Below are 25,749 nucleotides of genomic sequence, written 5' to 3'. Positions count from 1 at the left end.
CCGAGATCTACACGACCACGGGCGGTGGCCCAGGCAACGCGACCACCAACCTCACTTACCTGATCTACTCGATGGGCCTGCAACAGTTCGACGTGGGCATCGCATCGGCGGGCGGCATTCTGGCTGTCGTGCTGGCGAACATCGTGTCGTTCTTCCTCGTGCGCATGCTCGCGCGCAACCTCAAAGGGGAGTACGAAAAATGAGCCAAGTCACCGCTACTCATGCGCCGCAGTCGCCGCACGCAGTCAGTCGCAGCTCGCCGCTGCAGTTCATCGGCCGCGTGGTGCCCGGTCTGCTCGCATGGATCATTGCGATTGCGCTGTTCTTCCCGATCTTCTGGATGACGATTACCGCATTCAAGACCGAGCAGCAGGCGTACATCCCGACGATCTTCTTCATGCCGACGCTCGACAGCTTCCGCGAGGTGTTCGCGCGCAGCAACTACTTCGGCTTCGCGTGGAATTCGGTGCTGATCTCGGCAGGCGTGACGATCGTCTGCCTGATCTTCGCCGTGCCCGCCGCCTACGCGATGGCGTTCTTCCCGAACCATCGCACGCAGAAGATCCTGCTGTGGATGCTGTCGACCAAGATGATGCCGTCGGTGGGCGTGCTGGTGCCCATCTACCTGCTGTGGAAAAACACCGGGCTGCTGGACACGGTGAGCGGGCTCATCATCGTCTACACGCTCATCAACCTGCCGATTGCGGTGTGGATGGCGTACACCTACTTCAACGAAATCCCGCGCGACATCCTGGAAGCCGGGCGCATGGACGGTGCGGCCACGTGGCAGGAAATCGTCTACCTGCTCATGCCGATGGCGGTGCCGGGCCTCGCGTCCACCGCGCTACTCCTGATCATTCTTTCGTGGAACGAAGCATTCTGGAGCATCAACCTGTCGAGCTCGAACGCCGCGCCGCTCACGGTGTTCATCGCGTCGTATTCGAGTCCTGAAGGGCTGTTCTGGGCCAAGCTTTCGGCGGCTTCGCTGCTGGCGGTCGCGCCCGTGCTGATCGTGGGCTGGCTCTCGCAGAAGCAACTCGTGCGCGGTCTTACTTTCGGAGCGGTCAAGTAATGGCAAATGCCGCAATTCAGGCGCTGATCTGCGACTGCGACGGCGTGCTGATCGACAGCGAAGCGGTGGCCGCGAGCGTGCTGGTGCGCGAACTGGAAGCGCGCTGGCCGGGCGCCGTGGTCGCGCCCGTGCTGATGCCGCTGCTCGGCCAGCGCATCGAGCGCGTGCTGGGCGGCACGAGCGAAGCGCTCGGGCGCAGCCTCACTGCCGCCGATGTCGATGCGATCCGCACCGTTGCCGAACGCGAAGCCGCCGAAGCGCCGCTGTTTCCCGGCGTCGTGGAAGCGCTCGACGCCATCGCGCTGACCAAGGCCTGCGCGAGCAACAGCTATACGGCGGTGGTGCGCCGCGTGCTGGAACGTACGGGCCTTGTGCGCTTCTTCGGCGACCGCATTTATTGCGCCGACAGCGTCGCGAAGCCCAAGCCCGCGCCCGACGTCTACCTGGCCGCGGCGCAGGGCCTGGGTGTCGCGCCGCAAGCGTGCATCGTCGTCGAGGACAGCGTGACGGGCGTGAGCGCGGCGCGTGCGGCGGGCATGCGGGTGCTCGGCTTCGTGGGCGGCGCGCACGTGGGCGGCGACGCGCACGCGCACGAGCTGCGCGAGGTGGGCGCCCAGACGATCTTCGACGATATGCGCATGCTGCCTGGGCTGGTGGCGGACTGGATGCAGAAAGCAGAAGCGAGCGCGCCGTAATACGCGGCGCGCCGTAGAACCGAACTTGCTGAAAACGCGGTGCATCGACGGTCACGAACCGTCAAGCCGCCGCAACGAATGGAGACACACATCATGGCAAGCGTGATCCTGAGAAACGTGCTCAAGCGCTACGACGACAATGAAGTCCTGCGCGACGTGAACCTCGACATCGCCGACGGCGAATTCGTCGTGTTCGTCGGCCCCAGCGGCTGCGGCAAGACCACGCTCATGCGAATGATCGCAGGCCTGGAAGACATCAGCGGCGGCGACCTGACCATCGACGGCACGCGCATGAACGACGTGCCGCCCGCCAAGCGCGGCATCGCGATGGTGTTCCAGTCGTACGCGCTCTATCCGCATATGACGCTGTACGACAACATGGCGTTCGGCCTGAAGCTCGCGGGCGCGAAGAAGCCTGAGATCGACGCGGCCGTGAAGAACGCCGCGAAGATCCTGCACATCGACCATCTGCTCGACCGCAAGCCCAAGCAGCTCTCGGGCGGCCAGCGGCAGCGCGTGGCGATCGGGCGCGCGATCACGCGCAAGCCCAAGGTGTTTCTGTTCGACGAGCCGCTCTCGAACCTCGACGCCGCGCTGCGCGTGAAGATGCGCCTGGAGTTCGCGCGCCTGCACGACGAACTCAAGACCACGATGATCTACGTGACGCACGACCAGGTCGAAGCGATGACGCTTGCGGACAAGATCGTCGTGCTCTCGGCGGGCAATGTCGAACAGGTCGGCAGTCCGAATCGTCTTTACCATGCGCCGGCCAATCGTTTCGTCGCGGGCTTCATTGGCTCGCCGAAGATGAACTTCTTCGAAGGCCAGATCCAGCAGGTCGATAGCGACGGCATCGTCGTGCGCTATTCGACTGGCGAATCGCAGAAAGTCTCGGTCGAACCGCGCGGCGCGCGCGAGGGCGACAAGGTCACGGTGGGCATCCGTCCCGAGCACCTGCACGTGAACGCGGGCGAGTACGGTGTGAGCGCGAAGGCGATGACGGTGGAGTCGCTTGGCGACGCGGCCTATCTTTACGCCGAATCCGCGGTCGCGCCAGACGGCCTGATCGCGCGCATTCCGCCGCTGGAAAAGCACGAACGCGGCGAGGCCCTGAAGCTCGGTGCGACGCCCGATCACTGCCATCTGTTCGATGCGCAGGGGCAGGCGTTCGAGCGCCGCTTCGCGCAGGAACTGGCCGCTTGATGGGTTTGGAGTTGTCGTTAGTCGTTGTCTGAGGTTGCCTTGCCCCAACGAGGGACGCCCGCTTTCGAGCGGGCTTTTTTTTGCGCACTCGCAAGTGGTAAAAGCGGGGCGGGCGCTATCATCCTGCGTCCGGAACCCGAGACACGGCAGCGTGACATGATGAAGCGAAAGATCGCAGCGATTGCGAGAGGTTGGGCGGCATCGTCGCTATGGCTTGGCGCGCTGTTTGCACCAGTCGCCGCGTATGCCGACGTGCCCGCAACCGTCGTCCAGCAAGTGGAATCGCGGCTCGACAACCAGCACGAACTCCAGCCGCCGATCATCGACGCAAGCCCCGTCATGCCGGGTTCGTGGGTCTATTTCACGGACAACCTCACGAAGCGCCCAGGCTTCACCGACGACAACCGGCCCTACACGCTGGACGCGCATCTCATCTTCGAGGACGCCGATCACGTCTGGCACGACCAGTTGTTCGACCGCTATCAGCAAGATGGCGGGATTCCGCAGATCGCCTCGGTGTTTTTTGCGCACGCCGACCAGACGCCGCGCAGCAAGAGCCTCGTCGTGCTCGTGCAGACGCCGCAGCAGCACTACGACTTTGGCGGCGACTTCTACGATGGCTATGTGTACAAGCTGACAGGAGCGGCGGCGCAGGGCGCGGTGTTCGTCGGCTTGCAGAGCGACGCGAGCGCGCCGTTCATTGGCCAGTGTCAGTGCGGCTTTCGCGACGGCCACACGCAGCGCGCGCGCTATCCGAATGCCGATGCGATCCGCAAGGCGCTGGCGCAGACGTATCCGGTCAAATAAGGTGCTTTAGGCCGCCTTAGGCCGCTTCAGACTGCTTCGCCCAGCGCCGCGCGCGCACACGCCTCGTCGGTCACAAGCCCCGAGAGCCAGCCGCCCTTGAGCGCGGCGATCAGCGCCTCACGCTTGCGCGCGCCGCCCGCGAAGCCGATGGTCGGGCGCTTCGGCGGCGAATCCAGATGCAGGCTGGTCACGCGACGTCCCGTCGGTGAATCGACGCGGCGGCCACTGGCGTCGATCGGCAGGCCGAGCATTTCGGCGATGGCGCCCAGCCGCATCAGTTCGTGCACCTCGTCGGTGGTCAGGAAGCCGTCTTCGTGCAACGGGCAATGCTCACCGATATTGCCGATGCCGACGAACGCCACGTCGGCCTCGCCCGAGAGCGACTCCACGATGCGATAGAGACGGTGATTGCACCATTGCGCGCGCTCGGCCTCGTTATCGGCGATCAGCGGCGCGGGCAGCAGGAAGTGCTTGCCGCCGGTCTTCTCCGAGATATGCAGCGCGACGTCGTAGCGGTTCGACGAACCGTCCTGCGCGATCGCGCCCACCATCGACACGAGCCGGTGCTGCGGCCGCTCGATCTGCGCGATCTGGTCGACGGCGGCCTTGAGCGTGCGCCCGCTGCTCACCGCGACCACCATCGGCTTTTCCTCGTTCAGGTAGCGCTCCATCACCTGCGCGCCCGCGACGGCAAGCTTGCGGTCGATCGCGTCCTGCGTGTCGCCGTCGACCGGCACGACTTCGCACATCGCGAGGCCATAGCGCTTGGAGAGCCGGTCGGCGAGCGCGAGGCAATCGGCCAGCTGATGATCGACGCGCACGCGGATCAGGTTCTTCTCGACCGCGAACGCCACGAGACGCTGCGCGACCGGGCGCGAGACCTGGAGCTTTTCCGCGATCTCGTTCTGGGTGTTGCCGGCCACGTAGTAGAGCCACGCGGCGCGGGTGGCGAGGTCGAGTTTTTCGGTGGACTTGGGCACGGTGGAGATCGGCGCGGCGTGGGTTGATCAGGAAAGACGCGGGCGAAGTGTACTTGATCCGGCGCCGCCCTTACGCGAGCCTTTCGCGCGCCGGCTCGAACAACGGCCGCACGTGCCGGTAGAGCGAGCGATACGACTCCAGTCGCTCGCGCAGGGCCGCGTGGCGGGCGGCGTTGGGCGTGTACTCGGCGGTGACGGGCGCCTTGGTGAGCACCGAGTCGAAGCTGCCGCCCGCCGCGAGCCAGCCGAGGCGCGCCGCTCCCAGTGCCGCGCCGGTTTCGCCGCCGCCGTGCTGGCGCGTCGGGGTATCGAAGGCATCGGCCACGAGCTGCGCCCAGTAAGCGCTGCGCGCGCCGCCGCCGAGCATCGACAGCGGGCCCACTTCGGTGCCCGCGGCGCGCAGGGCGTCGAAACCGTCGGTGAGCGCGAGCGTCACGCCTTCGAGCACGGCGTAGCCGAGCAGCGCCCGGTCGGTCGCATGCGTCATGCCGAAGAAGACGCCCTGGGCGAACGGGTCATTGTGCGGCGTGCGCTCGCCCGAGAGATACGGCAGGAACAGCGGCGCGTGCGGGAGCGTGTGCGGGTCGAGTTTTTCGACTTCGGCGAGCAGGGTGGGCTCGTCGGTGCCGGTGAGCTTGCAGACCCAGCGCAGGCAACTGGCCGCCGAGAGCACCACGCTCATCTGGTGCCAGCGATCCGGAATCGCATGGCAGAACGCATGCACCGCCGAGGCCGGATTGGGCGCGAAACGATCGCCGATCACGCACAGCACGCCCGAGGTGCCGAGCGAGACGAAGCCGTCGCCCGGCTGCACCGCGCCGATGCCGATGGCGCTGGTCGCATTGTCGCCGCCGCCCGCGGCGACCACCACGTCCTCACGCAGGCCGAATTCGCGCGCCACGCCCGGCAGCAGCGTGCCGGACGGCGCACTGCCTTCGGCGAGCGCGGGCATGTGCGCGCGCGTCATGTTGCAGGCGTCGAGCAGCGCGTCCGACCAGTCGCGTTTGGCGACATCGAGCCAGAGCGTGCCGGCTGCGTCGGAGGGATCGGAGACCTTGCCGCCCGTGAGCTTCAGGCGCAGCCAGTCCTTCGGCAGCAGCACGCAGGCGGTCTTGCGGAACAGCTCGGGCTCGTGGCGCGCGACCCACAGCAGCTTGGGCGCGGTGAAGCCCGGCATGGCCAGGTTGCCCGCGACGCGATGCAGTTGCGGTGCGCGTGCGGTCAGCTCCGCGCATTCGTCCACGGCGCGCATGTCGTTCCAGAGGATCGCGGGACGCAGGACGGTGTCGTCACGGTCGAGCAGCACTGCGCCGTGCATCTGCCCCGAGAGGCCGATGCCGCGCACTTCGGCGAATTCGTGAGGATGCCTGGCGCGCAGCGCGGCAAGCGCCTCGCGCGTGCCGTCCCACCAGTCGGCGGGATTCTGCTCGGCCCAGCGCGGATGCGGCCGCGAGACCGTGAACGGCGAGCCCGCGGTGCCGATCACGCGGCCGTCGGGCGCGAGCAGCAGAACTTTCACTTCGGAGGTGCCGAGGTCGATGCCGAGATACATGGGCGCGCGCGGAAGTCCGCTGAAGTCGTGAGGGTGGAGGCGCTACTTTAGCCGCGCGCGCAGGGCGGCGCCATGCGCGCCGACCCGAGGGCGCGGCGCGCGTGCGCTTGCGAGAGGGGAACGATGCGTCGTCAAACGCTCGCGCCGCCGGAGCCACGCTTCGCGAGCCAGGCGTCGACGCGCGCGAGCGCATCGCGCAGTGCGGCAACGAGCGGCTCGCTGCCGGCGAGGCTGCCCCACAGCAGCTTGTCGGCGCAGAAGGCTTCGAGCGGATCTTGCGCCTCGAACATCTTCGCCACGGACGGGCCGTCCATCACGCCGTCCTGATACTTGTAGGGCAGCGTGCCCGCGTTCCAGCGTTTCAGGAAGCGCAGGAACAGCGCGGGCAGGACAGCGGTGGCGGCAGGCGTCGCACCGGCGGCGATACGCTGTGCGATGGTCGGCGCGATGAAGCCGGGGATCTTCGAAAAGCCATCGGCGGCCACACGCTGGTTGGTGTCCTGGATATACGGATTGCCGAAGCGTTCGAGCACCACGTCGCGATACTTCGCGAGATCGAGCGGGCTGGGCGTGAGGCAGGGGATCACGTCCTCGGTCACGTAGGCGCGCGCAAACGCCTGGATGTCGCTGTCGTGGGTGCCCTGATGGATGAAGTCGAGTCCCACCAGCGTGCCCGCCCAGGCGATGCAGCTATGCGTGGCATTGAGAATGCGGATCTTGGCTTCCTCGTAGGGCATCACCGATTCCACCATTTCCGCGCCCGCGCGTTCCCAGGCGGGACGGCCCGCGCAGAAGTGATCCTCGATCACCCACTGGATGAACGCTTCGCCCATCACGGGGCAGGCGTCGTCCACGCCGGTCGCGGCCTTCACGCGCTCGCGCACGTCCGGCGTGGGGCGCGGCGTGATGCGATCGACCATCGAATCGGGGCAGGCCGTGTTGGCGTCGAACCACTCGCGCAACGCGAGCGCGCCGCGCAGGCTCAGGAATTCGCGCATGCCTGCGTGAAAGCGCTTGCCGTTGCTGCGCAGGTTGTCGCAGGTCTGCAGCGTGACGGGGCCGCCGCCGCGCGCCATGCGCGCTTCGAGGATCGCGGCGAGTGCGCCGTAGATGGTGGAGCGCGCACCGTTCAGGTCGGCAGCCAGATCGGGATTGGCGGTGTCGAGGCGGTCGTGCTCGTCGAGGTAATAGCCGCCCTCGGTGACCGTGAAGGCGATGATCTTGCAGGCCGGATCGGCGCCCGCTTCGATCAGGCTCGACAGGTCAGCCGACCACGGCAGCACGCGCGTGATCGAGTGGATCGATTCGTAGTGGCGCTCGCCCTGCGGCGTGACGGTTTCGAGCGTGTACACGCCTTTTTGAGCGGCGAGGGCATCCATCACGGGATTCATGTCCGCGCGGATATTGCCCACGCAGAGCGACCATGCAGGCTCGTCGGGCTCGCGCGTGAGGTTCACGCGATGCAGGTACCACGCCTGATGAGCCCGGTGGAACGACCCGGCGCCGATGTGCAGGATCACGTTCGCGTCGCTGCGTGCGCTGTCCATAAATGTCTCCTGATTTTCGCCTTGTGATGACCGTCAGGCGCTGCGCGCATTTTGCGTGCGCCATTTTGGGCGTGCGCCATTGGCCATGCGCGTCGGCTTTCGGTGTGAGCATTTGCTCTATTGATGAACGAATGATCGTATTCGGTCGAGCGAAAGTCAAGACGGGAGCGGCGCGATTTTGGTGATGCGGTGCGGGGAGGGCGGCGCAAAGTGGGCACAAAGAGGCGCCAAAGGGCGCGACCGCGCGCGCCGATGGGCGGCGCGGCGCGGGTGTTGTGATGCACAACGCAGGGAAGGCGTGGAGGGAGGACTCGCACGGCGCGCGATGCGCCGTGCGTGAGATATCAGCTTGAAGTTGCTACCACGGCGGCGACCGCCGCCACCGCCTGCGCCGTCACATCGGCGGCGCAGCAATCGACGACGACGCGCTCCGGCATCGCGCGCAGCCAGGTGAGCTGGCGCTTGCAGAGCTGGCGCGTCGCGAACACGCCCTTGTCGCGCATGGTCGCGTAGTCGATCGAGCCGTCGAGATACTCCCACGCCTGCCGATACCCCACGCAGCGCATCGACGGCAGGTCGGCGTCGAGATCGCCGCGCTCGCGCAGCGCCTTTACTTCGTCGAGCAGGCCATTGGCCAGCATCGCGTCGAAGCGTTGCTCGATGCGCTTGTGCAGCACGCTGCGATCCGACGGTTCGAGCGCGATCGGCACGAAGCGGTAACGCGCAGCGTCGTCGGTGGCGTCCTGGCGCGGCGCGGCCAGCAGCGTCGACATCGGCTGGCCGGTCAGCATGAAGATTTCGAGCGCGCGCTGGATGCGCTGCGAGTCGTTGGGCGCAAGACGCGCGGCCGTGGGCGGGTCGACTTCGGCGAGGCGCGCGTGCAGCGCGGGCCAGCCGTCGCGGGCCGCGTCGGCGTCGAGTTGCGCACGCACCGCGGCGTCGGCGGTCGGCAGGTCGTTCAGGCCCTGCGTGAGCGCCTTGTAGTAGAGCATCGTGCCGCCCACCAGCAAGGGCACGTTGCCGCGCGCGACGATCTCGCCGGTCACGCGCAGCGCGTCGGCGCGGAAGTTGGCGGCGGAGTAGGCATCGGCGGGATCGACAATGTCGATGAGGTGGTGCACGGCCGCCGCGCGCTCCTGCGCATTGGGTTTTGCCGTGCCGATGTCCATGCCGCGATAGACCAGCGCCGAATCGACGCTGACGATTTCCACCTCGCGCCCGCGCGCCTTCGATTGCGCGGCGAATTCCAGCGCGGCGGCCGTCTTGCCCGAAGCGGTCGGGCCCAGCAGGCACGCGACCGGCGTGATGCGATTGAACGTCTGCGTCATGCTCATTGACCGCGCATGAAAAGACGGTCGAGATCGGCGAGCGTGAGCTGATACCACGTGGGCCGGCCGTGATTGCATTGATCGGCGCGTTCGGTGGCTTCCATCTGGCGCAGCAGCGCGTTCATTTCGTCGAGCGTGAGACGCCGGTTCGCGCGCACCGCGTGGTGGCAGGCGAGGGTGCCGAGCATTTCGTGCTGGCGCTCGGTCAGCACGCGCGAGCCGCCGTAGGCGTGCAGATCGGCGAGCACCGCGCGCGCGAGCGCCTGGAGATCGGCGTCCTTGAGCAGCGCGGGCACGGCGCGGATCGCGATGGAGGTCGGCGAGAGCACGGCGAGATCGAAGCCCAGCGCTTCGAGCGTGGCCTTTTCTTCTTCGACGGTGCCGGTTTCGATCGGATCCGCCGTCATCGAAATCGGGATCAGCAGCGGCTGCACGGCGAGCGAGCGCTCGGCGAGCGCGTGCTTGAACTGCTCGTAGAGAATCCGTTCATGCGCGGCGTGCATATCGACGATCACGAGGCCGCGCGCGTTCTGCGCCAGCACGTAGATGCCGTGCACCTGACCGAGCGCGAAACCGAGCGGGTGATCGTCGCGGGCGTCGAACGAAGTGTCGGCGGCGGGCGCTGGCGAGTCGAACAGCGCGCCGGCTTCTGCTGCTTGCGGGACGGTCGTGCCATCGGCGGTGCCTGCGCCGACGTCCTTGCGGCCAAAGAGCGCGTCGTAGAGCGCGAGCGGCTGTGCAACCGGCAGCGAGCCTTGCTGCATGCGCGACTGGCGCAGCCAGGTGTTGCCGCTGGAGGAACCGCCGCCACCGCCTGAGCCGCCTGAGCTAAAACCAGACGGACGCGCGCCTGATCCTCCCGAGCCGCCCGATCCTCCCGAGCCAAAGCCGCTGCCCGAGCCACCAAAGCTGCTCGCCACGCTGGCCGTGCCGAATCGGCCGGAAGGCAAGCCGCCTACCGTGCCTGTGGTGCCTGCGTTGCCCGACGCACCCGAACTCAAACCAACCGATCCACCCAGCACGCCCGCGCCGGGCGCCGGGCGCGGCTCGATCATCGCCGAATGGCCGCCCGAGGTCGTTTCGGGCGACGCGCCCGCGTGCCGCGCAAGCGCGCGCTGCACGGCATGGAACACGAACTGGTGAATCGAGCGCGAATCGCGGAAGCGCACCTCGATCTTCGACGGATGCACGTTCACGTCGACGGCCTCGGGCGGCAGGTCGAGGAACAGCACGTAAGACGGGTAACGGTCGCCATGCAGCACGTCTTCGTAGGCGGCGCGCACGGCATGCGTGAGCAGCTTGTCGCGCACGAAGCGGCCGTTGACGAAGAAGTACTGCTGGTCGGCGCGATTGCGGCTCGCCGTGGGCAGGCCCGCGCAGCCATAAACGGCGAGCGGCCCCGCGCGCTCGTCGAGCGGCAGGTGAGCGGTGGCGAACACCTCGCCGAGAATTTTCGAGACGCGCGTGGACGGATCGCTCGCGTTCCAGTGCTCGACCGCGCGGCCGTTGTGCAGCACCGAGATCGCCACGTCGGGGCGCGCAAGCGCGCTGCGGCGGATCATCTCCAGGCAATGGCCGAGTTCGGTCTGCTCGCTCTTGAGGAACTTGCGGCGCGCGGGCGTGTTGAAGTACAGCTCGCGCACTTCGATGGTCGTGCCCTGGCCGCCCGCGGCGGGCGAGAGCGCGCCGGTATTGGCGTCGATCTTCACCGCATGCGCGGCGCTGGCGGGGCGGCTCGTGATCGACATTTCGGCGACCGAGGCGATCGAGGCCAGTGCTTCGCCGCGAAACCCGAGCGTCGCGACGCTTTCGAGTTCGGCAAGCGAGCGGATCTTGCTGGTGGCGTGGCGCATCAGCGCGAGCGGCAGTTCGCCTTCGGGAATGCCGCAGCCGTCGTCGGCGATCGAGATGCGTTTCACGCCGCCTTCGTCGAGCAGGATGCGCAGCGTGCTCGCGCCCGCGTCGAGCGCGTTTTCTAGCAGCTCTTTGACCACCGAGGCGGGACGCTCGACCACTTCGCCCGCCGCGATCTGGCTGATGAGCTGATCGGGCAAGGCCTGGATCGCGCGCGCGGGCCGCGCGGCGCGCAGTTCGTGCGACGCGGTTTCTGCGGCGGAGTCGGTGGCGGTGACGGAAGCGGCGCTCGCAGGCGAGGCCGCGTCGGGCGCGGCGTCGTGGCTGGGATCAACGCTGGGATCAAGATTCTCGGACATGCGCGCAATTATAACGAGTCGGCCCGCTGGCCTTGCTGCCCTGGTTTTATCCGCGCCGAATCCACGCGTTGATCAGGATTGCCGTGCTTTGGCCGTGTTTTGGCTGTGTAATCGGCGTATTTTTGCGGTTTTTCGTGGGAATTTTTCGTGACGCCGGGCACTTTCGGTATCATGGCGCGGTCAATTTTGCTTCTCGCGCAACAGCGGTTTCGAGCGCCTCGAATCGTCGCCCATCGGTGCGAAACAAGGGCGTCGGAGCCATGACCAATAAGGGACAGTTTTGGATACGCTGCTACAGTTCGTCAACCTTGTCTTGCACATCGACAAGTTTCTCGGAGTCTTCATCCACCAGTACGGTGCCTGGGTTTATGCGGTGCTGTTCCTGATCGTGTTCTGCGAGACCGGCCTTGTCGTGCTGCCGTTCCTGCCGGGCGATTCGCTGCTCTTTATCGGCGGCGCATTCGCGGCCACCCAAGAGATGAACCTGGGCGCGCTGCTCACGCTGCTGATCGTCGCGGCGGTCACGGGCAATACGCTCAACTATATGATCGGCCGCGCCATCGGGCCGAAGGTGTTCAACACCAGCATTCCTGGTCTCGAACGGTTCCTGGATCGTGCAGCGCTGCAAAAGACCCATGACTTCTACGAGCGCCACGGCGGCAAGACCATCGTGCTCGCGCGCTTCATTCCGGTCGTGCGCACGTTCGCGCCGTTCGTCGCGGGCGTCTCGCAGATGAGCATGCAGCGCTTCCAGCTCTTCAACATCGCCGGTGCGCTGTTCTGGGTGCTGCTGCTTGTGCTGCTCGGCTACTTCTTCGGCAACATTCCGTTCATTCGCCAGTACCTCAACATCATCGTGCTGGTGGGTATCGGCGCGGCGATCGTGCCGGTCGTGCTGGGCGGCCTCTGGAAGATGGTGCGCAAGAACAGCGGTGCCAACGCTGTGCGTGGGCCGAACGGAAACTGAGCGGGAAATCAGCGTGAAACGAGCGTGAATTAAGCGCGCTTCATCAAGTTGCATAAAAAACGGCATCGCCCGCAAGGACGATGCCGTTTTTGTTTGCGCGACCGGCGGCTTTTGCGCGCGTCACGCGCCTTGCGTACCCTGCGCGCCGATGCGTCGAATGATCGAAGGCGTTTCCGGCGTCGGATAACCCGCATCCCTGAAGGTTTCGACAATCGCCCGGTTGGTGTCGAAATACACCTGCCAGTACGTTTCGTTGTTCGTGAACGGACGCACGGCGAGCAGCGGCCCCTCGGGCGTGAACGAGAGGATCTCAACGTCGGGCGCCGGGTCTGTGGCGACGTTCGGAATCTTTGCGATGGCCGCGCGCAGCCGGTTGGCCGCGTCGACGGGATCGACGCCGTTGGCGATTTTCGCGGTCAACTCGACGCGGCGCACGGGCGTGGCGCTGTAGTTCGAGATCGTGTCCGAAAAGATCTTGTTGTTGCCGATGATGTTGACGACGTTATCGGGCGAGATGATGGTCGTGCCGAAGATCCCCAGTTCCTTGACCGTGCCGGTCACGCCGCCCGCCGTCACGAAGTCGCCCACCTTGAACGGGCGCAGCACCTGCATGAACACGCCCGCCGCGAAGTGCGCGAGCAGGCCGCCCCAGGCCGTGCCGATCGCCAGACCCAGGCCCGCGAGCAGCGCCGCGAACGAGGTCGTCTGCACGCCAAAGACCTGCAATATCGCCAGTACCAGGATCAGGTTGAGCACCGCCGCGAGGATCGAGCTCAGGTAATGGGCGAGCGTGGGATCGACGCGTTCGTTGCGCCCGAGCATCTTGCGCAGGAAGCCCGCGACCAGGTTGATTGCCCAACGGCCGACGATCCACAGGACGATAGCCGCCAGAACCTTCGTCCCGAAGTCGATGCCCCGGGTCATGATGAATACGCGGATAGTTTCGAGATCCAAGATGCCCTCGCTTGATTCGGTGATTGAGCCGGAAAGACGCATTGAACCGCAGTGACTGCATGTTGAAGCGACTGAAACGACGACTGTGCAACCGTGGGGGCGAGGCCTGGGTGTTCCGACGGGCGTTGAGCGCGGCCCGTATCCGCTTCGCTTGTGCATTTATAGGCGAAGCGGCGATCGCGTGCATCCTGCGTGCCCAGGGCGTTCGGGGTTGACCCCAGGCAAGGTGCAGTGGGCGACGACGCCTTGCGCCTTCAGATGATGCTCCTTGGGTATGCATCTGGCGCGGATTCGGCGGTATCGTTGCGGGTTGCGCGGATCACACGCTTTGACGCGTTCGGCGCTCAAGGCATCTATCAGTACACCTACAAGGAGGCTTCATGAACCTGTCGAATTCCGACCTGCATCTCATCACGGTCGATCTCGCCACGCTGCGGCCGACGCAACTCACGGTCGGTTATCGCGAGGTGGAGCTCAAGCGCGCGCACTGGAAGACGCTCGACAAGAAGGGCCGCGCGGCGGCCATCGACAATCACTGGTTCCCCGCCGTGCTGGGCCCGAAGCAACGCTACTACGTGGTCGATCATCACCACCTGGGTCTCGCGTGGCTGCACGAAGGCGTGCCGAACGTGCGCGTCACCGTCATCAAGGATCTCTCGTGGCTGGAGCCGACGATCTTCTGGCGCATGATGGAGCACAACCAGTGGGTGCATCCGTTCGATGCGGCGGGCGAGCGCTGCGACTACGACGCACTGCCCAAGCAGCTTTCCGGTCTTGCCGACGATCCGTATCGCAGTCTCGCGGGCGAGCTGCGCGTGGCGGGCGGCTACGCCAAGGACACGACGCCCTTCAGCGAATTCCTCTGGGCCGACTATTTGCGCCAGAAGGTGAGCGCGGCGCGCGTGTCGAAGGACTTCGACAAGGCGCTGGCCGATGCGCTCACGCACGCACACGACACCGATGCGCGCTATCTGCCGGGCTGGTCGGGCGTGGTGCCGCAGGCGGCGGTGGCGAACGGATCGGGCGGCGCCGTCGCCCAGGCCGCTGCGGCTAGCGATGCCGCGACGAAGGACAAGAGCAAGGCGAAGAAGAAGTCAGAGAAGTAAGCGCGCTTACATCGGCAGCGTGGATTTGCTGTACGGCGACGTTTCGATCACGAGCGCGCCGTCCTTGCCGCTCTTGCCGTGCTCGCGCGCTGCGCGTTTTGCGGCGGCGCGGCGCGCGTGAACCAGCGCCACCGTCACCGCGAGCGCATAGGCGACGGCACGCGCGAAGAATGCACTGACCGGGTGATACCGCTGCCACGGCCCCGTGGCTTCGGCGAACACGAGAAAGGTGAGCGCCGCATCGAACACGAATGCAATGGCGATCATGCCGACGAACACGCGCTCGGCGGGGATGCTCAGGTCTGGGCGCATCGCGTGGACGAACCAGCAGACCAGATGCACGGCGGCGAGCAGCGCGAGGTTCGAGAGCAGGCAACAGGCGAAGTTGTACATGAGACGGGTCGATGTCGGCTGCGTCGCGGGCGGGAAGCCGGACGCGGCGCGATCATGGCACGTCAGTACATCTCGAAAAATCGCTGATTGAGGCATTGCCGCGGCCTCCAGGGCGTCTTGAAACGGCAGCGCGCCGTGGGACGTGGCTGCGGCGGCTTTGTGAAGCTTTGTCAGGCGAGAGCGCGATGGTTGTATCCGTACAACCTGAGGAGCCTAGCGTGCGTCGGGCAGCGGTGCGCCGGGGGGCGTGCCGTTCGTCAGGAAGTGGCAGAGCCACTGGCAGGCTGGGCCCGTGGCAGCGTCGGTGCGGTGGATCAGCGAGAAGTTGTAGTTCACCGAACCCCGGTCGGCGAGCACGATGCGCGCGAGCCGGCCTGCGGCGAGATCGACTTCGACGAGATGATGCGGCATCGACCCCCAGCCGAGCCCCGCGAGCAGCAGGCGGTGCTTGGCGCCCAGGTCGCCCAGTTTCCACGCGCGGTTGCTATAGACGCCGAAGGTCTGCCCAACGGTGAGGCGGCTGCGGTCGGTCAGCACGAGCTGGGTGTGCTCGCGCGCGTCCGAGATCCGCACTGGCTGCTGCGCCTGCGCGAGGGGGTGGCAGGGCGCGGCCACCAGCACGAGCTCGACGATGCCGATCGACTGCGCCTCGATCACATGCGGCCAGTTCTGGTTCGGCCCGCTGATGCCGATGGCGCAATCGCCGTCCAGCACCAGCTTGAGCACGCCGCCGAGCGCTTCCATGGTGAGATTGAGCGCGACGGTGGGAAACGCCAGCGCGAAAGCCTGCAACGCCTCCACGAGCCGCTGTGACGGAAACATCACGTCGACGGCCACGGAAACCTCGCCTTCCAGGCCGCGCTGCAGGCCCGCTGCCTTGGCGTTAAGCTGGCCCATGAGCAGATCGAGGCGGCGCGCATCGGCGAGAATCGCGCGGCCTGCTGCGGTCAATTCGGGCTTGCGCTTGCCGCGCTCGAACAACGCCACGCCGAGCAGCGCTTCCAGATTGGCGATCGTATAGCTCACCACCGACTGCGCACGGTCGAGCTGGCGCGCCGCCGCCGAAAAGCTGCCGGTTTCGGCCACGGCGATCAGCGCACGCAGTTGCTCCAGGCTGGGCGAGCGGTCCATGAGCGATCTATCGAAAAAATGGATGGTAATGATCCATTTTAGACGATTGTTTGTATAGCTGACGTCGGGTTAAAGTGCGCGTTCCCTATCGAGGATGTCCATGCCGATGAATCGTTCCGTCAAGCCCACTGGCCGCTACAGCGGTGTCGCCATGCTGCTGCACTGGCTGGTCGCCGCGCTGATCGTGTGGGGCTTCGCGCTTGGCTGGGTGATGACCGATATCCCCGGATTCACGCCCACCAAGCTGCGCTACTTCTCGTGGCACAAGTGGATCGGCGTGACCGTGCTTGCGCTGGTGCTCGTGCGCATTCTCTGGCGCGCGACCCACGCCGCGCCCGCGCTGCCGCGCACGATGCACGGCTGGGAGAAGGGCGCCGCGCATCTGGGCCACTTCGCGCTTTATCTGCTGATGATCGCGATTCCCGTGAGCGGCTATCTGTATAGCTCGGCGGCCGGCATTCAGGTGGTGTATCTCGGCATCTGGCCGCTGCCCACCCTGATTGGCCCCGACACCGCGCTCAAGGGCGTGCTGCGCACCGTGCACGTGACGCTCGACTACGCGTTGCTCGCCGTGGTGGTGGTGCACGTGCTCGCCGTCGTCAAGCACCAGTTGCTCGACCGTCAGAACGTTCTCGCGCGCATGCTGCCGTTCGGCACGCCGCGCGACTGATTCCGCTGTCGAACTTTCTTCACCGCACTTGTTGATCAACGCGAACCGAACGAACATGATCCAACGTCTCGCCTCCAAAGTCTCCGTCGTCGCGCTTGGCGCGGCGCTTGCCGCTGGCGCGGCCTTCACGGCTTCCTTCGCGCTGAACGCGGACGCCGCCGACAACGCGAAGAGCACGGTCTCGGCCGTCTTCAAGCAGATGAACGTGCCGGTCGAAGGCAAGTTCAACAAGTTCAGCGCCGACGTGCACTTCGATCCGGCCAACGCCGCCGCATCGAGCGCGAAGCTCGACGTCGATGTCGCGAGCTTCGATCTCGGCTCGCCGGACTACAACAAGGAAGTCGCGGGCGACGAATGGTTCGACGCGGGCAAGTTCCCGCACGCGACCTTCGTGTCCACGCAGATCAAGCCGGGCGCGAACGGCGCCTACAGCGTCGCGGGCAAGCTCACGATCAAGGGCAAGACGACCGACGTCGTCGTGCCCGTGACGTACCACAAGGACGGCGCGAACCAGGTGTTCGACGGCGCGCTGCCCATCAAGCGCCTCGCCTACAACATCGGCACGGGCGAGTGGAAAGACACCTCGGTCGTTGCCGACGACGTGCAGATCAAGTTTCACATCGTGGCCGCTGCGCACTGACGCGCGCGTGCCTTTTTGTTCATCCGTTTTTTCCGTAACAGGACACACGCTTTCATGAAGACCACGATTTTCGCCGCAGCCGCACTGGCCGCCGCCATCGCTACGCCCGCGTTCGCTGCTGCGACGACCTACAACCTCGACCCGACGCACACGTACCCGAGCTTCGAGACCGACCACTTCGGCGGCGTCTCGGTCTGGCGCGGCAAGTTCACGAAGAGCTCGGGCACCGTCGTGCTCGACCCCGCGGCGAAGACCGGCACGGTCGACGTGACCATCGACGCATCGTCGATCGACACGGGCAACAAGGCGCTCGACAAGCACGTCAGCTCGGCAGAGATGCTCGACGCAGCCAAGTACCCGACGGCCGAGTACAAGGGCACGTCGATCAAGTTCGACGGCGACAAGCCCGTCGAAGTGATCGGCACGTTCACGCTGCACGGCGTCACGAAGCCGCTGAACCTGAAGATCGATTCGTTCAAGTGCTTCCAGAACCCGATGCTCAAGCGCGAAGTGTGCGGCGCTGACGCGACCGCCCAGTTCGACCGCTCGGACTTCGGCGTGAACTACGGCCAGGCTTATGGCTTCAAGATGCTCACGACGCTGCAGATCCAGGTCGAAGGCATCAAGGCCGACTGAGCTTCAGGCTCAACGGCCGCGCGTTGAGTGCGTAAAAAAGCCCGTGCGTGAAAGCGCACGGGCTTTTTGTTTTTGCGGAGAAGACGTGGGCGTGTCGCGCCTGAGCTTGTGTCCAATCGTGAGGAGCGCCAGGTGGTTTTGCGCGGCCCTGCGAACTCAGTGTATCGGCGAGCTTTCGTGCATCGCGCGCGGCGCGAGCGCCACGTCGACCACGTGCGCGTGCCAGATTCCGCAGGTCGCCTTCACGGGCACCCAGGCGTACTTGCCGCGCACTTTCGCGAACGCGCGCAAGTGGATGAGCGTATCGATGGGCGAGGCCTGCGGTGCCGGACTCGACGCCGCCACGGATGCGATCGCGCTGGCGGGCACGGGGCTTTCGACCTTCGCGGTGAGCGCGCGGCGGTCGGGCACGAGCAGCGAATCGTAGCGCTGCGCCTTGTGCACCCATTCGTCGAGGGCGGCGACGCAGTTCACGACCGCGTCGGGCACGTGGATACCACGCAGATACTCGTAATCTTCGGGAGGGGCTTGAACCTGCGCCTGTACGCGCAGACTGACCCAGAGCAGCGCGACGAGAGCGCAGGCGAGAGTCGGGAACTTCATGTGACGTGGCCTGTGCAGCGGAGGAGTGGAACAGAAAGGAGGGCGTGAGTATACACGCTGGGCACGCCAGGGCTCCGGCAGGTTTGCGCGCGCGTTTCGCGCCGCGGCAACGGCTTCACAGCGGCTTCAAACCGGTCGCTGAAAAGCAAAAAGCCCGGTCGCAATGACCGGGCTTCTCGCAGTATCTTTGGTAGGCCGTACGGGATTCGAACCTGTGACCAACGGATTAAAAGTCCGCTGCTCTACCAGCTGAGCTAACGACCCAAAAGAGAAGCGGGATTATAGCGAGGCATCAGGAGGCTGTCAACTGACTCAGCCGGATTCCCTGTTATTTGCCTAAAAAAACGCGTCTGAAACAGGACAGGCGAAAAAAGAAAAGGCCCGAAACACGCCAAACCTGCCGACGTTTTCCGGGCCCTTCGATACACATGCAAGTGCAATACAGGTGCAGACGCAATCGCTAGCGCCCGCGGCGCATCACTTCAGCTGCGAGAGCTTGCTCTGCGCCGCCTGCGCTACATCCGAGCTGCCGTACTGCGAAACGATCTGCTCGAGCGTGCGCTTGGCCGCAGCCTTTTGCCCCTGCTCGATCTGATTGTTCGCAATCGCCATGAGCGCCTCAGGCGCGCGCGGATGCTGCGGATACTTGCTGACGACGTTCTGCCAGGTCGCGGTCGACCCTTTGTAGTCCTTCAGCGCGTAGAGCGCGTTGCCGAGCCAGTACTGCGCGGTCGGCTGATACGGGCTCTGCGGGAACTTCGAGATGAAGCTGCGGAACGACGCGGCGGCCTGCTTGAAGTCGCCGTTGCGAAACTGCGTGGAGGCGGAGTTGAACGCGTCCATCTCACCCGGCTGAACCGTGCCTTGCACGCCGTCCACGGTTTCCTGTTGCGGCTCGAACTTCTTGAGACGCGTGTCCAGGTCCGTGTAGTAGTCCTTCTGCTGCTTCGCGAGCGTCGTCAGCTCATTGCCGAGATCCTCGTTCTGTCCGCGCAGCGTCGCGACCTGCTGGTTGAGCTGGTCGATACGGTTGGACTGATCGAGGATCGTGCGCTGGGCAGCCGACAACTGGCTGTTCAGGTTATCCGTCTTCGCACGCAGGTCGAGAATCGCCTGGCGTGCTTGATCGTCGTCGAAGAGACCCGCGTGGGCCGGCAGCGCCGAAAAGGCGACGCCAGCCACGCAGGCGGCTGCGGCAAAGCGCAGCGGGGAGAAACGGTGCGACATACGCCCCTTCATCCAATGCTCAGATTACTGTTGGTACACGAGGTCAGCGCGGCGGTTCTGCGCCCACGATGCTTCGTCGTGGCCAGTTGCCGTCGGCTTTTCCTTGCCGAGGCTGACGGCTTCCATCTGCGAGTCAGGCACGCCCATCAGCGACAGAGCCTTGCGGACGGCTTCAGCACGCTTTTGACCCAGCGCCAGGTTGTACTCGCTCGTGCCGCGCTCGTCGGTGTTGCCCTGGATCAGGACGTGACGTTCCGGATGCGTCTTCAGGTACTGTGCGTGTGCTTGCACGACGCCCTGGTAGTCATCCTTGACTGCGTAGCTGTCGAAGTCGAAGTACACGCTGCGCTTGGCGAGCGGGCTGTTCGGATCGTTCAGCGGATCGACGTTGACCTGTGCGACTGCGTTCGGGTTCGGCTGCGTGCTCATCGAGCCGGCGTTCGCGTTTTCGTCGGTCTTCGGAGCCGACTTACACGCTGCCAGCGCACCGATCATCAAGACGGCCAGGCCCAGGCGGACTTTGTTCGACATCATTGTTGCTCTCCTGAAGTGTTATTGCATAAAAGGACCCCAGGACGGCTCGCGTACGCTGCCGCCCTGAACGGACAGGATTTGCCGCGTACGACCGTCGGTCGAAACAGCAGCCAGCACGCCACGGCCGTTCACCTGTGTGGCGTAAAGAATGTACTGACCGTTCGCCGCGAAGCTGGGCGATTCGTCATGTGTCGTGTCGGTCAGGGCGGTCGCTACGCCGGACTGCAGATCCTGAATGTACAGCTTAAATCCGCCACCCGTGCGCGAGATGTACGCCAGTTGCTTGCCGTCCGGGCTGACTCGCGGGCTCGTGTTATAGCCGCCGGTAAACGTCACGCGTTGTGCCGAACCGGCGCTTTCGCCCTGGGCTGACATCTTGTAAATCTGCGGCTGGCCACCGCGATCGCTCGTGAAGTAAATCGAGCGTCCGTCAGGAGAGTAGGTGGGTTCCGTGTCGATCGTCGTACCTTGCGTCAGGCGATGCAGGCCGGAGCCGTCGGCATTGACGGCGAAGATCTGCGTATTGCCCGTGCGCGAGAGGGCGACGGCAAGCGTGCGCCCATCAGGCGACCACGCCGGCGCCGAATTGTTGCCCTTCTGATCCGAGATGATGACGCGCCGCCCCGTGGGCAGGTCATGCACGTAGACGATGGGCTTCTTCTTTTCGAAAGAAACGTAGGCGACCTTGGTGCCGTCAGGCGACCAGGCCGGCGAGATGATCGGTTCGGGGCTCGACAGCGCGATGTGTGCGTCCTGTCCGTCGGAGTCCGAAATCTGCAACTGATAGCGGCCGCCCGTCTTGATGACGTACGACAGACGCGTGGCGAACACGCCGCGGTCGCCCATCAGCTTCGCGTAGATGTAGTCCGCGACCTTGTGCGCGCTCATGCGCAGGCCGGCAGGCGGGCTTTGCAGCACGAGGCCGCCGAGGCTTTCGCCCTTGACGGTGTCGTACAGCTTGAAGCGCACTTCGTACTGGCCGTTCGGCAGCTTGTTCACGCTGCCCGCGACGAACGCGTTGGCGCCCTTGGCTTTCCAGCCGCCGAGGTCGACCGAGTCGTTTTCCGACACGGGCGTGCTGCCCGCATCGACGTTCGTGAATTTGCCGCTGCGCGCGAGGTCGGAGCGCACGATGGCGGCGACTTGCTGCGGAGAGTTCGCCTCGCCGGCGAAAGTCGCCGTGGCGATCGGGAACTGGGTGGAGCCCACGCCGGTGACGAGGACGTTGAGTTGTGCGTTCGCGGCGCCGCCGGCTGCGAGCAGGCAGGACGCTACGAGGGTACGCAGGCCAAGCTTCGTCATCAACTTCATGCTGTGCTGTTTCCTGAAAAAGCGATATTTGTCACATCGCGGGACAGCAGACAGACCCGAAATGCATCGAATCGTTCCTTGTCTGCTGCCGCGCGCCAGCTTTCTGTGCCCTGACTTGCGCCGTCAACCTGCCGGGCGCAAGGTAATCAAGAAACTCGACGGTGTCTTGCCGTCGGTGTCTTGCGGCATCGGATCCGAGCGCTGCACGGCGCGCAGTGCTGCGTCGTCCCATGACGAGTTGCCGCTGCTGCGCTTGATCGTCGCGGAAAGCAACGTGCCGCTAGGCGCGCAATGCACCGAGACCACCGTTTCCAGACCCGACGTGTCGCCGGCCCAGACGATGTTCGGACGTACGCGCCGCTGCACCTTGTCCGAGTAACCTGCCGAAGCCGCGTTGCCGCCGGAACCGCTGCCAGTGCCGCTCTTCGCGAGACCGTTGCCGCTGGAGCCTTCGCCGCCGCCCATCGCACCTTGCATCTGCGCGATGCGCGCGCGCCGCTCGGCGTCCATCTTCTTCGCCTGGGCGTCAGCCTGGGCCTGCGCCTTGGCCTTGGCGGCTTTCTCGGCGTCGGCCTTCTTCTGGGCGTCGAGCTTCGCCTGCTTCTGTTCCTGTTCTTCCTGCTGCTGCTTCTTGAGCGCGTCTTGCTGCTGTTGCTGCTGTTTGAGCTTCTCGGCGGCCTGTTGCTGCTCTTGCTGCTGCTGTTGCTTGAGCTTCGCCTGCTTCTGCTGGGCGGCCAGTTGCGCAGCCTGCTGGGCAGCCAGCTGCTGCTGACGCTTCGCTTCGGCTTCCTGCTGTTGCTTGACGCGCTGCTGTTCGGCCAGTTGCGCCTCGCGCGCCGCTTCCTGCTGCTTACGCTTTTGCTGTTGCAACGCGATGTCGGCGTCTTCTGTCTTCGGCGGCGGCGGGGCGGGCTGCACCGGCACGGGCGGCGGCAACGGCTTTGGCGTGGAGAGATCCGGGACTTCCGTCCACAGTTCCGCTTCCTCGCCTGCCGGCGTGCTGTTCTGCCAGTGAATGCCGTGGTAGAGGAAGAACCCGAGCAGCACGTGCATGACCACGGCGAGCGCTATAGCACGTCCCGTGCCGCGCTCGCGAGGCGGTTGCAGTGGATACGTTTCGTTCTTCCGGGTCATTGCGATTTAACGAGCAGTCCGACACGTTTGACGCCGTGCGCCTTCAGATCGGACATCACGTTCATCACCGTCTCGTACTTGACGGCCTTGTCGGCGGCGATCACGACCGGCTGGTCGGGATGGCTCTGCTCGCGGTCGGCGACAAAGCCATTGAGATCGGCGCGCGACATGGTTTCCTGCTGCGTGGCGCCCGAATCATCCTTGTAGCGTACGCTCAGATTGCCGTCGGGGCGAATGTTCACCACCACGGGCGGCACTTGCTGCTGCTGCGACGCGCCGCCGACAGTCGGCAGATTGACAATGGACGGCGCCACGAGCGGCGCGGTCACCATGAAGATCACCAGCAGCACCAGCATCACGTCGATGTAAGGCACGACATTGATGTCGGCCATCGCACGGCGTGAGCGGTTGCCTCGCATGCTCGAACGCATTGAGCCTGCCATCTTCGACTCCTTTGAAGATTAGTGGGCCTGACGCTGCAGGATGTTCGAAAACTCTTCGATGAAGGTTTCGAAGCGGATCGCCAGACGGTCGATGTCGTGCGCGTAGCTGTTGTAAGCAACGACAGCCGGAATCGCGGCGAACAGGCCGATCGCGGTGGCCGTCAGCGCTTCGGCGATGCCGGGCGCGACGTTCGCGAGCGTGGCCTGCTGCACGTTCGCGAGACCGCGGAACGCGTTCATGATCCCCCACACCGTGCCGAACAGACCGATGTACGGGCTGACCGAGCCGACCGAAGCCAGGAACGAGAGGTTCGCTTCAAGCGCATCCATCTCGCGCTGGAACGCTGCGCGCATCGCGCGGCGTGCGCCGTCGAGCACGAGGCTCGGATCGTTCAGACGTTTCTCTTTGGCCTTGAGAAATTCGCGCATGCCCGACTCGAAGATACGCTCGAGCGCGCCGATCGTGTGACGGTTGTTGGCGGCGCTTTGATACAGAGCCTGAAGGTCGCCGCCCGACCAGAAGTCGCGCTCGAAGCGCTCGGTCTGTCTGCGCGCGCGGCGGATCGCAAACCACTTGCGGAAGATGAAGGTCCAGGAAATCAGGGAAAGCAACAGGAGAAGTCCCATTACCGCCTGTGCCAGTATGCTCGCATTAAGAACGAGTGAAATGATCGACAGATCTTGTGTAGTGTTCATAAAGATTCGTTGTGACGTCCCGGGAGGGGCGAGCGGCTGCAAGACAAAGCGAAGCTTCCCGAAGGCAAACGGCAAGCCTGGGCAAGGCTGCGGCCGACCCCAGCTTGGTCCTGCAATGACCGGCGCGAGTTCACTGGCGGTGTAATCAACGGCAATAGTTAAGTTGTCGTTGACACAACCGGCAAGACTTTCTTCATGCCACGTTCCAGAGCCTCAAAAACGTGACCTGGAATGGCGGCGGGGCGCATCGCGGCGCCGTCGACGCAGGCAACGCGGATCTTGCCCGTCGCCAGCAGCGTGTCGCCGCGCCACGCTTCCTGCATGAAGTCCACAGAGGCGCGGCCGAGCTTGTCGAGGCGGCTGACGACCGTCACGACGTCATCGAGACGGGCGGGCGACCGGTAGTCGAGCGCCGTGCTGCGCACGACGAAGAGCGTGCCCGATTCCTCAGCGAGCCTGCGCTGATCGACGCCGCACGCGCGCAGCCATTCGGTGCGCGCGCGCTCGAAGAACTTCAGGTAGTTCGCGTAAAACACGATGCCGCCGGCGTCAGTGTCTTCGTAGTAGACGCGGACTGGCCAAATAAAACCGTCTGCGGCCTGAGTTGGGGCCGTATCCGGCTTGCTGGTGGATCTTTCCATGCCGCGCATTCTACCGGAACGCGCGGCCGCCACGCCGTTCGGACGACTGAGCTAAGAAAGTATTCTGAAAGCTTTTAGCCGCGATGGATGGTGAGCCCTGCGAAGCTCTGCGCGACCGGCATCAGCTCGATCGTATTGATGTTCACGTGGGCCGGACGCGTGGCGATCCAGTAGATGGAATCGGCGATGTCCTCGGCCGTGAGCGGCTCGACATCCTTATAGACGTTGGCCGCTTTGGAGTCGTCGCCGCGGTAGCGCACGTTCGAGAATTCGGTGCCGCCGCACAGGCCCGGTTCGATGTCGGTCACGCGCAGCGCCGTGCCCGCGAGGTCGGCGCGCAGATTCAGGCTGAACTGGCGCACGAAGGCCTTGGTTGCGCCGTAGACATTGCCGCCCGCATACGGCCAGCGGCCCGCCACCGAACCCAGGTTGAAGATGTGGCCGCGGTTGCGCGCGACCATGCCCGGCAGGAACGCGTGCGTGACCTGCACCAGACCGGTGCAATTGGTGTCGATCATGGTTTCCCACTCGTCGAGATCGGCCTTCTGGGCCGGTTCGACGCCAAGCGCGAGGCCGGCGTTGTTGACGAGCACGTCGATGTCGGCGAATTCGGGGGGCAGGGCGGCAGGTGCGGCTTCGACTGCGGCGCGGTCGCGCACATCCAGCTCGAACGGCAGCAACGCGTCACCCAGCTCCGCGGCGAGGGCGTCGAGACGGTCCTTGCGGCGCGCGGTGGCGACGACGCGATGGCCGCCCTTCACAAAGGCTCGGGCGATGGCGGCGCCGAATCCTGCTGATGCGCCGGTGACGAAGACAATCATGTTTGCTCCCTGGTCGGTAGAAGGCGAGGAAAGGGGAAAGCCTACTTCCAATGCCGCGCTGCGGCAAGGAAGCGGCAAGACCCGCGCAAGCCTCGCCTCGTGGGGCGCGAAGGCGGTCTGGTTGCCTAATATGGACGGTTCCAATACACTAACGCGCTCAATCCCTGCGTGACTGGCGATAGGGTTCTCGAAGGGCAACAGATGTAACAATTGCCTGGCAAGCTGTGCTTCGCGCAGCACAATCGGGAGCTCAAGGTGGAACGACCCACCGTGAAGCGCAGGGTGCCGTTTTGCCGTTCGCCTGGGCAGCCGAGATCCGCGCGCTTTCAATAGCGCTGCACGGGCTGTCCTGCCTCGCGTGAGCGGTACCTTCTTCCGCCACGTCAAGGCTGGCCTCTTCGCCAGCAGCGCCGCGTACCCGCTACGCGTTCCGCGCGAGACCCGG

At 65.2% G+C, this 25,749-nt stretch carries 25 protein-coding genes, 1 tRNA gene, 2 pseudogenes and 1 riboswitch; of the genes and pseudogenes, 10 read left to right on the top strand and 18 right to left on the bottom strand.

Annotation, left to right across the window (positions count from 1 at the left end):
• The 5 genes and pseudogenes from BBA01S_RS18905 to BBA01S_RS18885 all read left to right on the top strand — a co-directional run.
• A pseudogene (locus BBA01S_RS18905) lies at window positions 1-203 on the top strand (sugar ABC transporter permease); the annotation flags it as partial.
• On the top strand, window positions 200-1,072 hold the full coding sequence (locus BBA01S_RS18900) for a carbohydrate ABC transporter permease (RefSeq protein ID WP_027817828.1): 873 nt from the start codon (window positions 200-202) through the stop codon (window positions 1,070-1,072). The pseudogene BBA01S_RS18905 and the gene BBA01S_RS18900, both read left to right, overlap by 4 nt.
• A complete protein-coding gene (locus BBA01S_RS18895; RefSeq protein ID WP_027817827.1) occupies window positions 1,072-1,767 on the top strand; it encodes an HAD family hydrolase in 696 nt (231 codons plus the stop codon). Before BBA01S_RS18900 ends, BBA01S_RS18895 begins: the two co-directional genes overlap by 1 nt.
• Window positions 1,768-1,860: 93 nt before the next feature.
• Window positions 1,861-2,970, top strand: coding sequence for an ABC transporter ATP-binding protein (locus BBA01S_RS18890; protein WP_027817826.1), 1,110 nt, complete (start codon window positions 1,861-1,863; stop codon window positions 2,968-2,970).
• Window positions 2,971-3,126: 156 nt separating this feature from the next.
• Window positions 3,127-3,777 carry a hypothetical protein gene (locus BBA01S_RS18885; protein ID WP_027817825.1) on the top strand — a complete coding sequence of 217 codons (651 nt, stop codon included), beginning with the start codon at window positions 3,127-3,129 and terminating at the stop codon, window positions 3,775-3,777.
• A gap of 26 nt (window positions 3,778-3,803) precedes the next feature.
• On the opposite strand, the gene BBA01S_RS18880 is transcribed toward BBA01S_RS18885, so the two are convergent.
• The 5 genes from BBA01S_RS18880 to mutL all read right to left on the bottom strand — a co-directional run bounded on the left by BBA01S_RS18880 (window position 3,804) and on the right by mutL (window position 11,397).
• Entirely contained in the window at window positions 3,804-4,757 is a 954-nt protein-coding gene (locus tag BBA01S_RS18880) for a sugar-binding transcriptional regulator (protein ID WP_027817824.1), read from the bottom strand.
• A gap of 70 nt (window positions 4,758-4,827) precedes the next feature.
• Window positions 4,828-6,309 carry a xylulokinase gene (gene xylB, locus BBA01S_RS18875; RefSeq protein WP_027817823.1) on the bottom strand — a complete coding sequence of 494 codons (1,482 nt, stop codon included), beginning with the start codon at window positions 6,307-6,309 and terminating at the stop codon, window positions 4,828-4,830.
• Between the two features lie 131 nt (window positions 6,310-6,440).
• Window positions 6,441-7,856: a D-arabinitol 4-dehydrogenase gene (gene dalD, locus BBA01S_RS18870; protein ID WP_027817822.1), complete on the bottom strand. Its 1,416-nt coding sequence runs from the start codon at window positions 7,854-7,856 to the stop codon at window positions 6,441-6,443.
• Between the two features lie 344 nt (window positions 7,857-8,200).
• On the bottom strand, window positions 8,201-9,184 hold the full coding sequence (gene miaA, locus BBA01S_RS18865; RefSeq protein ID WP_027817821.1) for a tRNA (adenosine(37)-N6)-dimethylallyltransferase MiaA: 984 nt from the start codon (window positions 9,182-9,184) through the stop codon (window positions 8,201-8,203).
• A 2-nt stretch (window positions 9,185-9,186) separates the two neighbouring features.
• Window positions 9,187-11,397, bottom strand: a complete 2,211-nt coding sequence (gene mutL, locus BBA01S_RS18860) for a DNA mismatch repair endonuclease MutL (protein ID WP_084162305.1) — start codon at window positions 11,395-11,397, stop codon at window positions 9,187-9,189.
• Window positions 11,398-11,677: 280 nt separating this feature from the next.
• Here mutL and BBA01S_RS18855 point away from each other — a divergent pair, with 280 nt between their 5' ends.
• Window positions 11,678-12,364 (top strand): DedA family protein, encoded by a 687-nt coding sequence (locus BBA01S_RS18855; protein ID WP_027817819.1) that lies wholly within the window; start codon window positions 11,678-11,680, stop codon window positions 12,362-12,364.
• Window positions 12,365-12,484: 120 nt separating this feature from the next.
• Here the strand turns inward: BBA01S_RS18855 and BBA01S_RS18845 are convergent, their stop codons facing one another.
• The gene (locus tag BBA01S_RS18845) at window positions 12,485-13,318 is read right to left on the bottom strand and encodes a mechanosensitive ion channel family protein (RefSeq protein ID WP_027817818.1); all 834 of its coding nucleotides are present in this window, start codon (window positions 13,316-13,318) and stop codon (window positions 12,485-12,487) included.
• A 380-nt stretch (window positions 13,319-13,698) separates the two neighbouring features.
• Here BBA01S_RS18845 and BBA01S_RS41765 point away from each other — a divergent pair.
• Window positions 13,699-14,313: pseudogene (locus BBA01S_RS41765) on the top strand (ParB-like protein); the annotation flags it as partial.
• A 117-nt stretch (window positions 14,314-14,430) separates the two neighbouring features.
• Here the strand turns inward: BBA01S_RS41765 and BBA01S_RS18830 are convergent.
• The gene (locus BBA01S_RS18830) at window positions 14,431-14,817 is read right to left on the bottom strand and encodes a hypothetical protein (RefSeq protein WP_027817816.1); all 387 of its coding nucleotides are present in this window, start codon (window positions 14,815-14,817) and stop codon (window positions 14,431-14,433) included.
• Between the two features lie 213 nt (window positions 14,818-15,030).
• Window positions 15,031-15,948 (bottom strand): LysR family transcriptional regulator, encoded by a 918-nt coding sequence (locus tag BBA01S_RS18825; protein ID WP_027817815.1) that lies wholly within the window; start codon window positions 15,946-15,948, stop codon window positions 15,031-15,033.
• Window positions 15,949-16,048: 100 nt separating this feature from the next.
• On the opposite strand from BBA01S_RS18825, the gene BBA01S_RS18820 reads away from it, so the two are divergent.
• The 3 genes from BBA01S_RS18820 to BBA01S_RS18810 are packed head-to-tail and all read left to right on the top strand — an operon-like array spanning window position 16,049 to window position 17,894.
• Window positions 16,049-16,618 carry a cytochrome b gene (locus tag BBA01S_RS18820; protein ID WP_042297526.1) on the top strand — a complete coding sequence of 190 codons (570 nt, stop codon included), beginning with the start codon at window positions 16,049-16,051 and terminating at the stop codon, window positions 16,616-16,618.
• Between the two features lie 55 nt (window positions 16,619-16,673).
• Window positions 16,674-17,258, top strand: coding sequence for a YceI family protein (locus BBA01S_RS18815; RefSeq protein WP_027817813.1), 585 nt, complete (start codon window positions 16,674-16,676; stop codon window positions 17,256-17,258).
• Between the two features lie 54 nt (window positions 17,259-17,312).
• Window positions 17,313-17,894: a YceI family protein gene (locus BBA01S_RS18810; RefSeq protein ID WP_027817812.1), complete on the top strand. Its 582-nt coding sequence runs from the start codon at window positions 17,313-17,315 to the stop codon at window positions 17,892-17,894.
• Window positions 17,895-18,050: 156 nt separating this feature from the next.
• Here BBA01S_RS18810 and BBA01S_RS18805 read toward each other — a convergent pair whose 3' ends face one another.
• The 10 genes from BBA01S_RS18805 to ydfG all read right to left on the bottom strand — a co-directional run bounded on the left by BBA01S_RS18805 (window position 18,051) and on the right by ydfG (window position 25,304).
• Window positions 18,051-18,497 carry a BspC domain-containing protein gene (locus tag BBA01S_RS18805; protein ID WP_052391799.1) on the bottom strand — a complete coding sequence of 149 codons (447 nt, stop codon included), beginning with the start codon at window positions 18,495-18,497 and terminating at the stop codon, window positions 18,051-18,053.
• 188 nt (window positions 18,498-18,685) lie between these two features.
• A tRNA-Lys gene (locus BBA01S_RS18800) sits at window positions 18,686-18,761 on the bottom strand.
• A 213-nt stretch (window positions 18,762-18,974) separates the two neighbouring features.
• Complete coding sequence (gene ybgF, locus BBA01S_RS18795; RefSeq protein ID WP_027817810.1) at window positions 18,975-19,724, bottom strand: tol-pal system protein YbgF; 750 nt, start codon at window positions 19,722-19,724, stop codon at window positions 18,975-18,977.
• A gap of 24 nt (window positions 19,725-19,748) precedes the next feature.
• The gene (gene pal, locus BBA01S_RS18790) at window positions 19,749-20,258 is read right to left on the bottom strand and encodes a peptidoglycan-associated lipoprotein Pal (protein WP_027817809.1); all 510 of its coding nucleotides are present in this window, start codon (window positions 20,256-20,258) and stop codon (window positions 19,749-19,751) included.
• Window positions 20,259-20,276: 18 nt separating this feature from the next.
• A complete protein-coding gene (gene tolB / locus BBA01S_RS18785) occupies window positions 20,277-21,569 on the bottom strand; it encodes a Tol-Pal system beta propeller repeat protein TolB (RefSeq protein WP_027817808.1) in 1,293 nt (430 codons plus the stop codon).
• Window positions 21,570-21,692: 123 nt separating this feature from the next.
• Window positions 21,693-22,703 (bottom strand): cell envelope integrity protein TolA, encoded by a 1,011-nt coding sequence (gene tolA, locus BBA01S_RS18780; RefSeq protein WP_027817807.1) that lies wholly within the window; start codon window positions 22,701-22,703, stop codon window positions 21,693-21,695.
• Window positions 22,700-23,146, bottom strand: coding sequence for a protein TolR (tolR, locus tag BBA01S_RS18775; protein ID WP_027817806.1), 447 nt, complete (start codon window positions 23,144-23,146; stop codon window positions 22,700-22,702). Before tolR ends, tolA begins: the two co-directional genes overlap by 4 nt.
• Before the next feature lie 18 nt (window positions 23,147-23,164).
• Entirely contained in the window at window positions 23,165-23,842 is a 678-nt protein-coding gene (gene tolQ, locus BBA01S_RS18770) for a protein TolQ (protein WP_027817805.1), read from the bottom strand.
• 158 nt (window positions 23,843-24,000) lie between these two features.
• A complete protein-coding gene (gene ybgC / locus BBA01S_RS18765; protein ID WP_027817804.1) occupies window positions 24,001-24,492 on the bottom strand; it encodes a tol-pal system-associated acyl-CoA thioesterase in 492 nt (163 codons plus the stop codon).
• Window positions 24,493-24,557: 65 nt separating this feature from the next.
• Entirely contained in the window at window positions 24,558-25,304 is a 747-nt protein-coding gene (ydfG, locus tag BBA01S_RS18760) for a bifunctional NADP-dependent 3-hydroxy acid dehydrogenase/3-hydroxypropionate dehydrogenase YdfG (RefSeq protein ID WP_027817803.1), read from the bottom strand.
• A gap of 158 nt (window positions 25,305-25,462) precedes the next feature.
• Window positions 25,463-25,618, top strand: a riboswitch (ZMP/ZTP riboswitch).
• The last annotated feature ends 131 nt before the right edge of the window (window positions 25,619-25,749 follow it).

Source organism: Paraburkholderia bannensis NBRC 103871, assembly GCF_000685015.1.
Taxonomy (GTDB): Bacteria; Pseudomonadota; Gammaproteobacteria; order Burkholderiales; family Burkholderiaceae; genus Paraburkholderia; species Paraburkholderia bannensis.
The sequence above is the reverse complement of the archived record's forward strand: the minus strand, read 5'-3'. Positions and strand labels throughout refer to the sequence as shown.